A 15,392-nucleotide genomic window follows, 5' to 3' on the forward strand; every position below is an offset into this window, starting at 1 on the left:
GACTCTTAGATCTGGTGCTCTATCGCTTCCATCAAGTAGGAAATGAATTTATGCAGTCTCGACAGGAGGCCCACTAATGATAAATAACAACGCAACCAACAGTACCATCTTATTGTTTACCTTCAATAATATACAAGGTCGAGGCTTACAAACGGCCATTGAGCAGCAACTCGGACAGCCAGTGCTATTAGCAAAAGGGGCTGAAGTAGAATTACCCCACTATCGAGATGAGCACTACATGGCGATCGTCGACAGCTCCCTGCCCGATCTCTCGGAGGTCAAAATGACGCTCAGTGAATTAGAACATGTCGATGCAACGGTATTGGTGAACGCTGAACCCAACTTGGGCGTGGAGAGCCTGCTCACTTGGTCAAACCTCAAAGGCTTGTTCTATTTTGAAGATGATTTCGACAAGGTAATCAGAGGTTTGAAAGGTATTCTGAGTGGGGAGAACTGGCTGTCTCGAGACATTCTCAATCGACTGCTTGGTTATCTGGTAAATTTAAACCACACGGTTACTGAGCTGGATACGAAACTCGAAATTGAACTCACTCGTCGAGAAATGCAAGTACTGACCGCCTTGTGCCAAGGCGGCTCCAACCTTGATATTGCAGACTCGTTGTTTGTCAGTGAACACACAGTGAAATCGCACCTATATAGCATTTTCCGCAAACTGGAAGTGAAGAATCGAATGCAAGCGGTCGCTTGGGCAAAACGTAACTTGTTCTAGTCCCCCGCCCAAAAACAAAGGGAGCACGGAGGCCCCCTTTAATGCATTTGCCGTGCGTCGGCTCGCTTAAGCTTTCTTATTGCATCAAATGATAGACGCGCAGCGATTCTGCCATCGTTGCTAAATCTTCACCTAAGAATTCAACCGTGACAGGTTTGTTCGCCAGTAGCGTGATGCTTGAGTCGTCAAAGCGTCCTGCAGTATCGCATTCCAAATGAACAAAAAACGCTGGTTTATCTGCAACGAGTATGACTTTGTTAGCTTCAATCGTTACGTCAATCTTGGCGCTTTCCATTGGCAATGTTTTTAGCTCGTGAGTACTAAACCAAGTGTTGGTGATCCTCTCTTGACCTACTTGCCCTTCTACGTAGAAGAAACCTGATTTCAATTCAGACGAATCAAATGCCTCATCCAACTGCCAAACGACGGTATTGCTGTCGCTAGAAACCGTGTGCTCTAGAGACCAAGTTTGCTTCACTTCACCTTGCCAGTTCACCCAATGTAATTGCGCACTCACATCAACTGATTCTTTGGCATCGTTGAGCAAATGTAGGCTCAGCTTGCCCGTGTGTTCTGAGAACACCAAATACTGCGGCGCAAAGAAGCGTTTCGCGTGGTAATGCAATTGCTTCCAACGGCCACTGTACTCCAGACTAGACCAAGAACTCACTGGCCAGTTGTCATTGAGCTGCCAATACAACATGCCACGACATATCGGAGAGATAGCACGCCAATGGTCACAAGCGGTTTTGATTGCCATCGCCTGCTGCACTTGGCTGAGGTACAACATTTGCTCGAAGCCGGAAGGGAAACGGAAATAGCGAGTAAACATCTCCGTGATGATGCTGTTACCGCGAGGGTTCTTTTGGTGCTGCTCAAACGTTGGTGAGGTGACGTTCCAGTCTTGCTCTGGAACGAACTGTTTTGCTTCGGCAAACGAAGGCCAAGATTGGAAACCAAACTCGGAACAAAAACGCGGGTTGATGTTTAGATAAGCATTAAACGATTTGCCTGAGTGCCAAACGTCCCAGAAATGCATGTCGCCTTTGCTGTCATCATGCCATGCATCGCCAAAATCCAACTCACCGTTACAAGGAGAGCTTGGCCAAAAACGGCGTGAATCATCTTGCTGGCCAATCACCTGCTCTATCATTCGATTCAGACGATCATAATTCACCGTGTATTTGACTTTGTTGTGCTTGGATTCGTCGTACCAACCAATCGCCCCAATCACTTCGTTATCACCACACCACAGTGCAATCGACGGGTGCTCTTTCAAACGTGGGATTTGGAATCGCAACTCTTGTTCCACATCTTTCAAGAAATCATCATCAGACGGATACAGTGAGCAAGCGAACATCATGTCTTGCCAAACCAACAGACCTAATTCATCACACAGGTTGTAGAAAGTTTCGCTTTCATATTGGCCGCCACCCCAGACACGAATCATGTTCATATTGGCATCGACCGCGCTTTGCAAAAGTGCACGATAGCGGCTTTCACACTCACGCCCCGGCATGGCATCCACAGGAATCCAGTTTGCACCCTTCGCATTGATTGGCACGCCATTGACGACAAACTCCATCGCCGAGCCATGTTCATCAGCTTGGTTGTTTAGACTCAGCTCTCGCAAACCAATCGTGCGTGACAGTGATTGCTCACCACAAATGACTGTTATCGGATATAGATGTGCTTCGCCATAACCCGCAGGCCACCAGCGTTTTGGCTCGGAAATATGGAACTGGCAGTGATAGTGACCACTTCCTTCGGTTTGCATCGATTGGCGCTGACCATCAAATTCAATCATGATTTCATGAGGTTGAGTATCAGTTTCTACTTCAACTAATGCATCAACCAGCACACTACCATCAGCTTGCCATTGTTGCTCTGTAGAGAATCCTTTGAGCCACACATCGTTTATGACATCAATTTGAATCGGGTCATAGATGCCAGACACCATCAAACAAATACCCCAGTCCCACCCCGAGTGACACTGTGTTTTGCGAATCAAGTTCATGTGGGGGATCTGATTGTTCCCCATTGCCGAAGGGATTGGAAATGGCAATTTCTCTGCGCGCTCTAGCCCTTCTAAATCCACACGGGCAAATTCAACTCGAATCGTGTTAGTGCCTTGTTTTAAGTAAGGTTTGATATCAATACGTTGCTGGGCAAACATGTTGCTGCTAGTTAGTGCTTGCTCACCATTGATATAAAAGGTCGCTAAGGTGTCTACACGGGTGAGCGTCATCCACACTTGTTCGGCAGAGAGCACAGAGCCATCGACATCAAACTCGCGTGAAATGTGCCAATCGCAAGTTTCAATCCAACGAACTTTCGCTTCATTATCAGCAAAATAGGGATTCGGGATGAGCTCTGCTTGTAACAATGCGGAGACATTGTCACCGGGCAAAGTCATAGGAATATCGATATCCGGACGCTGTGGCGAAGTAAGTTGCCACGTTCCGTTAAGTTCAAAATGAGCCATAGGGTAAGACCTTTAATTTTTATTAGAACAGGTTGGCTCAATGTAATCTTGCGGTGTCCCTACAAGAATAAGGGGAATGTCATTTCCGTATGAAATGCGGCGCACTTCACGTAAAAATACTCTAACCAGAAATCAGTAATTTGGCTAGGAAAACGACATTTAATCCGGTTTCACGGTTATATTGAGCATCTCAACGTGCTAGTATCAGCGGCTTTTTGATCATCCTCACACTTTTCGAGCCATTTGTGTGAGGGAAATGCACGGCTTCCGAGCCCTAAAAAGCGAAGTAATTATGTCAAATATGACGAACGCCGCCTCTCATGCTCCTATTCAGGAGGCAGACTATTCTGCGATTCATCCTCCTTCCCTTCTTAAGCGTCTTGAACTCACCAACCCAGTATTCTGGCTAAGTGGTAGCTTCCTCACCGTGTTTGTATTGCTTGCTCTGACGAATACAGACTCTCTGACCGCAATGGTTAACGCAGGCTTCGGGTTTGCGACTCAATACTTCGGTGCCTTCTGGCAAGTATTACTCCTACTGAATTTCCTTATTGGTTTGGCTATCGCGCTAGGTCGTACGGGTTACGTGCGCTTGGGTGGTTTAGCGAGACCAGATATCGATACCTTTAAATGGTTGTCGATCGTACTTTGTACCCTACTCGCGGGTGGCGGTGTTTTCTGGGCCGCAGCTGAGCCTATCGCGCACTTTGTCTCTGCGCCGCCTCTGTACGGTGAAGCATCACCAAAAGCATCTGCAATCAATGCACTTTCTCAGTCTTTCATGCACTGGGGCTTCCTTGCTTGGGCAATCTTAGGTTGTCTTTCTTCTGTGGTGTTGATGCACCTTCATTACGACAAAGGCTTACCACTAAAACCGCGTACTCTGCTTTACCCTGTCTTTGGCGACAAAGCGATCAACGGTTGGATTGGTGACGTGGCTGACGCCTGCAGCATTATCGCCGTAGCCGCTGGTACTATTGGTCCAATTGGCTTCTTAGGTCTGCAGATCAGTTACGCGTTGAACTCGCTATTCGGCTTGCCAGACACTTTCATCACTCAAAGCATGGTGATTGTGGCTGCAATTCTAATGTACACCTTGTCAGCGCTAAGCGGCGTGAGCAAAGGCATCCAGCTTGTGAGCCGTTACAACATCATTTTGTCTGTGGCTCTAATTGGTTACATCCTGTTCTTCGGCCCAACCAGCTTTATTGTCGATGGTTACGTGCAAGGCATTGGACGTATGGTGGATAACTTCTTCCCGATGGCGCTTTACCGTGGCGACACAGAGTGGCTAAGTTGGTGGACAGTATTCTTCTGGGGCTGGTTTATTGGTTACGGCCCAATGATGGCAATCTTCATCGCGCGTATCTCACGCGGCCGTACTATTCGTCAGTTGATCCTTTCTATCAGCATCGCTGCACCTCTGATTACCTGCTTCTGGTTCAGCATTGTTGGCGGCAGTGGTCTGGCATTCGAGCTAGAAAACCCAGGTTTGATTTCATCTGCATTTGAAGGCTTTAACCTACCAGCGGTTCTGCTTGCGATTACCTCTGAACTGCCATTCCCAATGGTGATTTCGGTATTGTTCTTGATCCTGACCACGACGTTTATCGTGACCACAGGTGACTCAATGACTTACACCATCAGTGTGGTAATGACAGGTTCAGCAGAGCCAAATGCTGTGATCCGCTCGTTCTGGGGCTTAATGATGGGTGTGGTGGCTATCGCGCTTATCTCAATGGGCTCTGGTGGCATCTCTGCTCTGCAATCTTTCATCGTGATTACTGCCGTGCCCGTGTCTTTCATTTTGCTACCAAGCATCTGGAAAGCACCAAGCATCGCCAGCCACATGGCAAAAGAGCAAGGTTTGGTTTAATCACTTGGTTTAATCAAATAAGCTTTACGACAAACATAAAACAAGCGCCGATTTAAGGCGCTTGTTTCTTATTGAGCTATTGTAATAACAGCTTCATTACCCAATGATAAGTTACGACCCGATCTCTTTGAGTCGAGCAGTAAAATGACGCAGGACCGGCGGTTCATAAGTGAACTCCAAACCTTTGACATTATGTACATTCTCTTTCACTTTTTGGAATGCTTCGATGACGTAATCCATGTGCGTTTGAGTGTAAGTCGCCCTTGGCAAAGTCAGGCGTAGAAACTCCGCAGGACAAGGCAGTTGCTTGCCTGTTTCAGGGTCTCGTCCGAGCAATAGTGAGCCAATCTCCGGCGCTCGAATACCGGCAACTTTATACAACTCACACGCCAGAGCATGAGCAGGAAATTGATCACCCGGAATATGCGGTAGAAGTTTCCCTGCATCAACAAACGCCGCATGGCCACCCGCTTGCTGGCAGACAATGCCTATCGCCTCTAGCCCTGAGACTAAGTATTGAATCTGAGCGATACGGTACTCCAACCATTCCTGTCGCATTCCGTCATAAAGACCTACCGCAAGGCGCTCCATCGCCCCTCCCTCTAAACCGCCGTAAGTAGGAAAGCCTTCTTGGACAACACACAGAGTTCGGCATTCGTTGTAAACATCGATAAAGCTGTCATCCCTGAAACACAACAATCCCCCCATCTGAACCATTGCATCTTTCTTTGCGGACATGGCTAATGCATCGGCATATTTGTAGCTCTCGAATGTGATCTCTTCAATCGACCAATCTTGGTAGCCCGGCTCACGTTGCTGAATAAAGTAAGCATTTTCAGCATATCGAGCTGAGTCCATGATGACAGGAATATCGTATTTCTGACCAATGGCATACACCGCTTTTAAGTTCGCGATAGAAACAGGTTGGCCACCGGCAGAGTTACACGTAATGGTACTGACGATATAAGGAACGTTTTTCGGGTCGGCATCAAGAATCGCTTGCTCAAGCTTATCGATATCAAAATTGCCTTTGAAATCAGCATTGACTGAAGTATCAAACGCTTCTTCCGTATAGACATTTTTAGCCACACAACAATTGATTTGCGTATGCCCCTGAGTGGTATCAAAAAAGTGATTCGACAATGCGACCATTTTGGTGCGGTCGAGCCCTTTCTCTTTTTCACGTTTGGCGATCAAGACCGGAATGTAAATCTGTTCTGCACCACGGCCTTGGTGAGTAGGAATCGTCAGCTCGTAGCCAAAAATGTCTTTCACTGCATTCGCCAGCGCATGATAACTACGGCTGCCACTGTATGCCTCATCGCCTCTAAACATGGCGGCCTGCATATCTTGAGTGATCGACCCAGTGCCACTGTCTGTGAGCAAATCAATAAACACATCGTCGCTTTCAAGCAGAAATGGATTCATTCCTGACTCTAAAATAGCTTGTTCACGATACGCTCTCGTTGTTCTTTTTACGGGTTCAACGACTCGAATACGAAACGGTTCTGGCAAATGTTTAAAGTTTTCCATCAAAAATACCTTACTTCCAGATAGCCGCACACGCCTCTTCCATAAACGAAAAGTACAAATGTGCGCACTAATTTAATAGCAATTAATTGTTCTAAAGAGAGATAACTTTTGAACAGCAAACTCAGCGAAGGGTTCGCTTAGTCAGCGCTACAACGACCGTATTACACAGTTCAACGATCAGTTAAAACGGGCTCTGCTGTTAAAGTCGGATTGCATTAAGAAAGGTAAATTTTAGAAAGATAGGCACGTTGCGGATCACGCGTGTACCAAGCAATAGAGCTTGAGCACTGCTTGTGTCGCATCATTAAAGGCATACGCATCTTACATCCTTTTCAAGCAGTCAATAAATGAAAACACATGAGTTGTGTTTCCCCCAAAACCAAGCTTAATCATGAATTAGCATTGGTTGATTTCTAGTCTATTTCGTCGTTATTACTAACACTAAACTTTAACCGCCACAATCGCTGCACGCTAGTGCCATCAAGGATATGAGAATAGAATCACAAAAAAACAGCCTAGTTATGCAATGGCTCGCAGTCACATTTACGCAGAAAAAATAGCGTAATTTAAATCGCTTGCTTACAAAAAACGGCCCCGACACATAACCTGTATTGGGGCCGAATATTATGGGTTGGATTCGAAAAGCTTCACTGTTTACAGATGAAGTTTACGCAGCTCTTTCTTATCCACTTTACCGACGCTGGTCTTGGCGATCTCGTCCACCAGCTTCACTTTGAGTAGTAGCGCTTCTCTGGCAAGAATGCCTTTGCTGATAAAATCTTTCGCAAAACCTAACAGCTCTTTCTCAGTCATCTCTGCATCGTCTTTTAACGTCACCAACGCTAGCGGCACCTCGCCCCATTTATTGTGTGGCATGCCAATTACAGCGACTTCAGACACGGCCTGATGCTGGTGCAGAATGTCTTCCAACTCTAAAGAGCTTACCCACTCACCAGAAATCTTAATCATGTCTTTTACGCGGTCAGTGATCTTGATAAAGCCTTCATTGTCGATATGCGCAACATCGCCAGTGTGTAGGTAACCACCACGCCACAAGGCTTTAGAGTTCTTGTTGTCTTTGTAGTAGCTTGGCGTTAACCAAGGCGCACGAACAACAATCTCACCTGCACTCTCTCCATCGTGTGGAAGCCTGTTCATCTCATCATCGACAATATGAGCTTCCACCAGCGCGACTTTCTTACCAGTCTTAGAGCGGTATTCCGCTTGCTGATCTAGGTCGAGTTCAAGCTGCTCTGGAGTCAGTTGAACAATAGACAAAATAGGTCCTGTCTCGCTCATGCCGTAACCCGCAAACACATCAATATCGCGCTCAAGAGCTGATTTACACAATGCTTTCGGTAGCGCTGCACCACCAATCACAACTTTCCAACCAGAGAAGTCAATTGACTTGGATTTTGGTGAGCTCAATAGCAGATGCAGGATGGTTGGCACACAGTGTGAGAAGGTTACCTTCTCTTGTTCAATCAAGTTAAGCAGAACATCTGGGACATATTTGCCCGGGTAGACTTGTTTCACGCCAAGCATGGTCGCCATGTACGGAAGCCCCCATGCGTGGACGTGGAACATTGGCGTAATCGGCATGTAGATATCACCTTGATGCAATCGGCCTTGCGACGCATTGGTGCCGATGGTGCTCAATATGCCCATGGTGTGCAGAACCAGTTGGCGGTGAGTAAAGAACACCCCTTTAGGGAAGCCCGTCGTACCCGTGGTGTAGAAGGTGGTCGCGATGGTGTTTTCATCGAAATCAGGGAAGTTGTATTCGGTGCTTTCTTGCTCCAGAAGGCGCTCGTATTCACATTCGTCGTTATCACGTAAAACCACGTAACGCGTCACCGTATCAATACGACCTTTGATCTGATCCAGAATTGGCAAAAACTCTTCGTTGATCAGGATAATGTCATCTTCCGCATGGTCGATGGTGTAAAGGATCTGTTCTGGTGACAAGCGCACGTTGATCATGTGCAGCTTTGCGCCAATCATCGGGATGGCAAAGTAGCATTCAAGATAACGGTGTGAGTCATAATCCATTACCGCTACCGTATCACCTTTCTTTACGCCCATTCTGGTTAGTGCGTTTGCAAACTGTCTCACGCGGTCATGAAACGTTTTGTAGCTGTGACGACGGTGGTTCGCGTAGACGATTTCTTGCTCGGGGTTGAAAGCAACTGGGGAAAACAGCAAGTTTTTAATTAACAACTGATAATTGGATGGATCATTTACATACTGGTTCATATCGGGGATTCTTTTTGTATTTTTCTTAACGTTCGCTTTGCGCGAGTGGCGCTATTATCACTCAAAGACAAGACTGTATTCAGTACACAATATTGAGATCAGGTTCGAAAGACGCCATATATCTATAGTACGCGGTTTCTATAAGTACCCCTGTATTGTAGCCTTCTATCACCAACTCAGAAATGCTTCATCCCACGACTTAGTCATTAAGTTTTGTCATGGTCAGAAAAAGTGCAACGAAACCGTCACAGTTTGTCGTTAGCATACGTCCTACGCTCGTAAACCTCGCTCTATACTGAACAACACGTTACATCAACCTCAATCCAAACTGTGAGAAGCCAACTATGTCCAAGCCTTTGTATGTTTTTGATCTGGATGAAACCTTAATCAACGCAGACTGCGCAATGATTTGGAACGAATTTATGGTTGAGAAAGGCATCGCCACTGCGCCTAACTTTATTGAGGAAGATAAGCGTCTAATGGGCTTGTATGCAGAAGGCAAAATGGACATGGAAGATTACCTCACGTTCTCCATGAAGCCGCTAGAAAACATGCCTATTGAACAGGTAGACGCCTTAGTAAAAGAGTGCGTTGAAAACCATATTCTGGCTAAGCAATTCCCTCAAGCCAAAACACTGATTAAACAACTGTCTCGTGATGAGATTGATATGGTCATCATCTCTGCCAGCGTCACTTTTTTGGTTGAAGCGGTTGGTCGACGCATCGGCATCCCTAACGCGCTCGGAATTGATTTAGTCGAGCAAGGCAACTGCTACACCGCAGAAATAGAAGGCATCCCGAGTTATCGCGAAGGCAAGGTTACACGCTTGAAACAGTGGTTAGAGGCTCAACCTGAGACCTATTCAGACATCCATTTCTATACGGATTCGATCAACGACTTACCACTGTGTGAATACGCGGATTACGCCTATCTGGTCAATCCATGCCCTCGCCTAAAAGAGCTCACCGATAGACCGAATTGGACTGTGTTGAGTTGGGGGTAAATCAACTCAACAGCACTTACCCCTTCACTAGATATAAAAGAGCAGACCTTACTGCTCTTTTTTGTGCCTCTCCTTCACAAATTAATCACTTGATTAAATACTGATTAATTTTTCGCATGTCGTATAAGAAATCAGCGTCTTATAATTAATCAAATGTTTAATATCTTGAGAGACGATTGTGACGGAAGCTCATCGAAGGGCGGGAAGACCCACAGACAAAATCGACGCACGGGAGAAGCTGATTTTCCATGCGCGCGAACTCTTCACCATTATGGCTTACGACAAGGTGTCAACTCGCCTTGTCGCGCAGAAAGCAGGCGTGAACGTGGCGATGATTCGCTACTACTTTGGCAACAAAGAGGGCTTGTTTGAGACCATGTTGCGCGAAACGCTGTCACCGATGCAAAAGCAGATGCAGGCATTGATGTCAGACAGTAACGAGAAAAACTTCCTCGACTTAATGCGTACCTACTACCGCGAGATGATCAAAGCGCCACAGTTCCCTCGTTTGATTGCTCAAGTCATGCATATGCCTCCTTCAGAGACCCAACGCAAGCTGCTCGAAAAAGTTATCGCGGATATCAGCAAGCCAATGCAAGACGTGATCTTTGATAAGTTGATCGACAGCGGCGTTTTAAGAAAAGACGCCGACCCTCAACTTTGTCGCGTCTCTTACATCAGCTTAATGGTGTTTCCTTTTATGGCACCACCTTCGTTGCTCGCCCTTCATGGTATCGAGCTATCAGAAGCCTTCTTGAACCGATTATTCGAACACAACATACAACTGATGAAACATGGATTTTTAGACTCGGGCGACCAATATGAAAATGAATAAAAAGCTGCTGTTCTTTCCTGCCCTTGCTGTTGGGGTCGTCATTCTATTTTTGGCGATTAGCCTCAAGCCAGATTTGCCCGTAAAGCCTGCGGGTGATCGTGCAAGATTGGTCGAGACGATTCCTCTTGAGCTGAAAGCTATCGCGCCTGTTGCTATTGGCTTTGGCAAAATCGCTCCGAAAGTTGAGTGGAAAGCGATAGCCGAAGTGACCGGTAAGGTGGTTTACCGTCATCCGCAACTGGAAAAAGGACAAGTGCTGCAAGCAGGAACGGAAATCTTGCGCATCGACCCACTCGATTACGAGTTGAAACTGGTTCAAGCCCAAGCCGATCTCAAATCTGCTCAAACCTCTCTGGCTAAGCTGAATCAAGAAGAAGCGAATCTTAAAAGCACACTCAAGATAGAAGCCAACCGTCTGGTTATCGCCAACAAAGAGTTAGACCGTAAACAAAACCTGCGTAAGAAAGGTCTAACGTCTCAATCTGACGTAGATCAGCAAGAGCAAAGCGCGCTCTCTCAACGTAAGTTGGTGCTGGATATCGAAAACCAAATCGGTTTGATGCCGGATGAAAAGCGTGTCGCAGAAGCCCTAGTTAAGGTCAATGCATCAAAGGTGGATGAAGCGAAACGTTCACTTGATAAAACCATCATCACCCTTCCTTACGATTTGCGCATTGCAGAAGTCGAGATTGAGCAAAACCAAGTGGTTAATCTACAACAAACCATGATGACAGGACATGGTATTGATGTCATGGAAGTGGAAGCCCAGCTTTCCATTCACGACATGCAAACTTTGGCGGCGAGCATCGGTGAGTTTGTTCGTGATGAATCTGGTATTCCACAACCTGATATGAATGCAATTCATGCCAACATTGAACTCAGCAGCGGTAACCTCTCTGCAAGCTGGCCTGCGAAAGTTGCACGCATCAGTGAAACGGTTGATCCAAGCCAAGCAACTGCCGGTGTGATTCTGGAAATTGAACAAGACTACCGTGCATTAAACCCAACCTCTGCTCCGCCACTGGTGAACGGCATGTTTGTGCGTGCCTTGATTGAGGGACAAGATAACCCGAGTTGGGTCATCCCAGAGCGTGCGCTTCATGGCGATAAGATTTACCTGATGGGCGATGACAATCGTCTGCAAGTCGTGACGGTTGAAGTGCTATATCGCCGCAATAACCAAGTGGTGATCGATGGCGAATTGGAGCAAGGTCAGAAACTGATCATCAACGATTTGCTGCCTGCGATTAACGGCATGCTATTGAAAGAGTCACCTGAACAGTCAGAAACGGCTATTGAGGAGTCTGATTCATGATCCGATTCTTCGCCAAGCACCCAACAGCAGCCAACTTGCTGATGCTAACGCTGCTGATATTGGGAATTTCTTCACTTTCCACGATTAAGCGGGAAACCTTTCCTGAGTTTGATCCGCCCTACATCCTAGCTGGTGTGGTTTACCCTGGCGCTTCCCCGCAAGAAGTCGAAGAGAGTATCTGTGTCCGAATGGAAGATGCTGTTGATGGTCTTGCTAACATTGAAGAAACGCAATGTGAAGCGATTGAAGGCTCTGCGCGTCTTATCTTAAAACTGAATGAAGAAGCCGACATCGGGCGCATGCTGGTCGACGTTCAAACTCAGATCAACTCGATTAATGACTTCCCACAAGAAATTGAATCTCCCGTTGTACAAGAGCTAGATTGGAATGAGCCAGTTGTGGATGTCGCGATCACCGCAGACACCACATGGCCTGAGTTAAAAGCTTACGCAGAACAACTTAAGCGCACGTTAAAGCTCGATTACGATGTGTCTTTGGTTGAAGTTGCAGGCTTCTCTGACCACCAATACCGAGTAGAGTTAGATACTCAAGCCATTCGACAACTTGGCTTGAGTGTTGTTGATATTGCTGAGCAGATTGGTCGTCAAAACGTCAAGTTGCCAAGTGGTAATGTCGAAACGCCAGATAAGAACTTTCTGATCCGCTTTGACGAACGACGCGTGACGCCAGAAGAGCTTGAGACTATTGTCGTGGGCTCTGGTCCAAATGGATCAATTATCCGTCTAAGAGATATTGCGACGATTACCGACCGATTTGAATTGGACGAACAGAAAGTCCTATTTGATGGTCACCCTTCTGCCCTACTAAAAGTCAGCAAAAACAAAGAAGACGATGCACTGCGCATTAAAGAACGTGTTGCTCAATTTGTCGAAGAACAACAAGCCATTGCGCCAGACGGTGTGATGCTACAAATGACCAATGACCTTTCATCCGTGCTTTGGGATCGCCTGACCATGATGGTCAAAAACGGTTGGCAAGGTATCATTCTGGTCTTCGCCACCATGTGGTTGTTCTTTAGTTTTCGCTATTCCTTTTGGGTCGCGGCTGGTTTACCCGTTGCCTTCTTAGGTGGGTTATTTTTGATGGCGCAACTTGGCCTGTCCATCAACATCATGTCTTTGGTTGGGTTACTCATGGCCATCGGTATCATGATGGATGACGCCATCGTTATTGCTGAATCGATTGCCGCTCACCTCGACCGAGGAGAAGAGATCGATGATGCCGTAATTAAAGGCGTGAAAAAGGTACTGCCGGGGGTTATCTCTTCCTTTTTAACTACGGTGTGTATTTTCGGTAGCTTGTTATTCCTGCAAGGTGAAATGGGTGCTGTACTTAAAGCAGTTCCTCAAGTTCTGATCCTCGTACTGAGTTTAAGTTTGGTGGAAGCCTTCTTGATCCTACCTAACCACCTTTCTCATTCACTGCATAAACAAAAACAAGAGCGAAAGACACCGAAGTTCAAACAAAAGCTGCTGGCTTCTTTTGAAAACTTCCGCAACACCACCTTGGTCAACGCAGTGGATAAAGTGGTCGAGTATCGCTATGCCTTTATGGGTGGCGTGGTCGCCTTGCTTCTTATCTCCGCAGCCACGTTAGTAGGTGGTTTACTCAAGTTCCAACCCTTCCCTGAACTGGATGGCGACATTGCAGAAGCGCGCATTATTCTTCCTCCGGGTTCTTCTCTGTCTCAAACGGAAGCCGTCGTCGATAAGATCGTCGCTTCCGCTCAAAAGCTAGATAAAGAATGGACAGAAAAAGTGGAAGACGGCAATCCATTGGTTCTGCACATCACCAGTCAATTCAACGCCAATGCCGACGCGAATGAGTCTGGCCCTCACATAGCCACGGTGCGTCTGGATTTGCTGGGCGCAGAGAGTCGTAACACACTCATCGATGAATTTATCGATGCATGGCGCGAAGACATTGGTGAACTTGCCGATCCTATCTCGCTGGTATTTAAACAACCGACCATGGGGCCGGGTGGACGAGCGATTGAAATTCGAGCGAAACATGATGATCTGGATGCGCTCAAAGCGGCCTCTATCGACATTCAGCAATACTTGAATGAGTTTGACGGTGTCCATGGCGTGTTGGATGACATGCGTATGGGTAAAGAAGAAGTCTTGGTTAAACTGCGTCCGGGGGCAGAAGCTTATGGGATTAACGGCCAACTCATCGCCAATCAATTGCGCGCGGCTTTCTTTGGCCAAACCGCAGACGAAATCCAAGTTGGGGTTGAAAACATTTCCATCGAAGTTCGCCTTGATAAAGCGCAAGCTGGTGACTTACAGCAATTGGCAAACTTCCCAATTATCTTGTCCGATGGCAGTCAAATTCCACTCGCGACCATTGCGACTTTGGATTTCCAACGTAATTACGTAAGAATCCAGCGCATCGATGGCTTGCGCACTGTGAGCGTATTTGGCGATATCGATAATACGAAAGCCAACTCAACCGCCATTATTCGTCAGTTCCAACAAGATGAAGCGCCAAAGCTTATGCAAAAGTATCCTGGTCTTCGCTTTGATTTTGAAGGCGAAGCCAAAGATACCGCTGAAACTGGGGCATCAATGGGTAAAGGCTTCTTGCTTGGTTTGTTTGGCGTGTTTGCGATTCTGAGTTACCAATTCCGCAGTTATTTGGAACCATTCGTGGTCATGCTTGCGATTCCCCTCGCCTTTATTGGCGTGGTATGGGGACACATCCTACTCGGTCACTCATTAAGTATGCCAAGTATGATGGGCTTCGTCTCATTAGCAGGGATTGTGGTGAATGACTCGATTCTGTTAGTTCAGTACATACGCCATCATGTCGATGAAGGGGATAATGTGCACGACTCGGTAGTCAAAGCCAGTCGGGAACGCTTTAGAGCAGTATTCCTGACATCAATGACCACTGCAGCAGGTTTGCTTCCGTTACTGACTGAAACCAGCCTGCAAGCACAGGTTATCCAACCGCTGGTGATCTCCATCGTGTTTGGTATTTTTGCATCCACTCTGCTGGTGCTGTTTATGATCCCTGCCGCGTATGCCATTTTAGCTGACTTCGGCCTAGTCCATAAACACGAAGAAATCTAAAACGGACTGATAAGTAAACTTATCAAAATGAACAAGAGCGACTTAGGTCGCTCTTTTTGTTTTCAGTGAAAAGCGTTAAAAACAACACAAACACTTAACAAATGCAGGGTTATTATGTGGCGTTAAGTGCAAATATGAACAATTGAGAATGCGGTATGTCGAGTTTTATATAACCAACTCAAATGATCACCGTAGGATTTATGATAAGTTTTATTATCAAAAACGACATTTAGCACAGTATAAACACACACAGACAACAC

The 15,392-nt window shown here is 46.5% G+C and carries 9 protein-coding genes; 6 read left to right on the forward strand and 3 right to left on the reverse strand.

Going from position 1 to position 15,392, the window contains the following annotated elements; genetic code table 11:
• Positions 1–76: 76 nt before the first annotated feature.
• The gene (locus VCHENC03_RS11295) at positions 77–730 is read left to right on the forward strand and encodes a LuxR C-terminal-related transcriptional regulator (protein WP_009706345.1); all 654 of its coding nucleotides are present in this window, start codon (positions 77–79) and stop codon (positions 728–730) included.
• 76 nt (positions 731–806) lie between these two features.
• Here VCHENC03_RS11295 and VCHENC03_RS11290 read toward each other — a convergent pair whose 3' ends face one another.
• Positions 807–3,215 carry a beta-mannosidase gene (locus VCHENC03_RS11290; protein WP_009706346.1) on the reverse strand — a complete coding sequence of 803 codons (2,409 nt, stop codon included), beginning with the start codon at positions 3,213–3,215 and terminating at the stop codon, positions 807–809.
• 292 nt (positions 3,216–3,507) lie between these two features.
• Between VCHENC03_RS11290 and VCHENC03_RS11285 the strand changes: the two genes are divergently transcribed.
• Positions 3,508–5,091 (forward strand): BCCT family transporter, encoded by a 1,584-nt coding sequence (locus VCHENC03_RS11285; protein WP_009706347.1) that lies wholly within the window; start codon positions 3,508–3,510, stop codon positions 5,089–5,091.
• Between the two features lie 111 nt (positions 5,092–5,202).
• On the opposite strand, the gene tnaA is transcribed toward VCHENC03_RS11285, so the two are convergent.
• Together tnaA and VCHENC03_RS11275 are read right to left on the reverse strand one after the other, a co-directional pair.
• Complete coding sequence (gene tnaA / locus VCHENC03_RS11280) at positions 5,203–6,624, reverse strand: tryptophanase (protein ID WP_009706348.1); 1,422 nt, start codon at positions 6,622–6,624, stop codon at positions 5,203–5,205.
• 654 nt (positions 6,625–7,278) lie between these two features.
• Positions 7,279–8,880, reverse strand: coding sequence for a long-chain fatty acid--CoA ligase (locus VCHENC03_RS11275; RefSeq protein WP_009706349.1), 1,602 nt, complete (start codon positions 8,878–8,880; stop codon positions 7,279–7,281).
• A 344-nt stretch (positions 8,881–9,224) separates the two neighbouring features.
• On the opposite strand from VCHENC03_RS11275, the gene VCHENC03_RS11270 reads away from it, so the two are divergent.
• The 4 genes from VCHENC03_RS11270 (at position 9,225) to VCHENC03_RS11255 (ending at position 15,132) form a co-directional block, all read left to right on the forward strand.
• Positions 9,225–9,884: an HAD family hydrolase gene (locus tag VCHENC03_RS11270; RefSeq protein ID WP_009706350.1), complete on the forward strand. Its 660-nt coding sequence runs from the start codon at positions 9,225–9,227 to the stop codon at positions 9,882–9,884.
• Positions 9,885–10,062: 178 nt separating this feature from the next.
• A complete protein-coding gene (locus tag VCHENC03_RS11265; protein WP_032802793.1) occupies positions 10,063–10,719 on the forward strand; it encodes a TetR/AcrR family transcriptional regulator in 657 nt (218 codons plus the stop codon).
• Positions 10,706–12,034 (forward strand): efflux RND transporter periplasmic adaptor subunit, encoded by a 1,329-nt coding sequence (locus tag VCHENC03_RS11260; protein WP_009706352.1) that lies wholly within the window; start codon positions 10,706–10,708, stop codon positions 12,032–12,034. Before VCHENC03_RS11265 ends, VCHENC03_RS11260 begins: the two co-directional genes overlap by 14 nt.
• Positions 12,031–15,132 carry an efflux RND transporter permease subunit gene (locus VCHENC03_RS11255; RefSeq protein WP_009706353.1) on the forward strand — a complete coding sequence of 1,034 codons (3,102 nt, stop codon included), beginning with the start codon at positions 12,031–12,033 and terminating at the stop codon, positions 15,130–15,132. Before VCHENC03_RS11260 ends, VCHENC03_RS11255 begins: the two co-directional genes overlap by 4 nt.
• The last annotated feature ends 260 nt before the right edge of the window (positions 15,133–15,392 follow it).

Source organism: Vibrio sp. HENC-03 (assembly GCF_000305755.2).
In the GTDB taxonomy this organism is placed as follows: Bacteria; Pseudomonadota; Gammaproteobacteria; order Enterobacterales; family Vibrionaceae; genus Vibrio; species Vibrio owensii.

What these genes read in the sequence shown, in the direction of transcription:
- VCHENC03_RS11270 (WP_009706350.1), top strand. Translation starts at nt 9,225, where the DNA reads ATGTCCAAGCCTTTGTATGTTTTTGATCTGGATGAAACCTTAATCAAC.
- VCHENC03_RS11285 (WP_009706347.1), top strand. Translation starts at nt 3,508, where the DNA reads ATGTCAAATATGACGAACGCCGCCTCTCATGCTCCTATTCAGGAGGCA.
- VCHENC03_RS11295 (WP_009706345.1), top strand. Translation starts at nt 77, where the DNA reads ATGATAAATAACAACGCAACCAACAGTACCATCTTATTGTTTACCTTC.
- VCHENC03_RS11290 (WP_009706346.1), bottom strand. Translation starts at nt 3,215, where the DNA reads ATGGCTCATTTTGAACTTAACGGAACGTGGCAACTTACTTCGCCACAG.
- VCHENC03_RS11260 (WP_009706352.1), top strand. Translation starts at nt 10,706, where the DNA reads ATGAAAATGAATAAAAAGCTGCTGTTCTTTCCTGCCCTTGCTGTTGGG.
- tnaA (WP_009706348.1), bottom strand. Translation starts at nt 6,624, where the DNA reads ATGGAAAACTTTAAACATTTGCCAGAACCGTTTCGTATTCGAGTCGTT.
- VCHENC03_RS11275 (WP_009706349.1), bottom strand. Translation starts at nt 8,880, where the DNA reads ATGAACCAGTATGTAAATGATCCATCCAATTATCAGTTGTTAATTAAA.
- VCHENC03_RS11255 (WP_009706353.1), top strand. Translation starts at nt 12,031, where the DNA reads ATGATCCGATTCTTCGCCAAGCACCCAACAGCAGCCAACTTGCTGATG.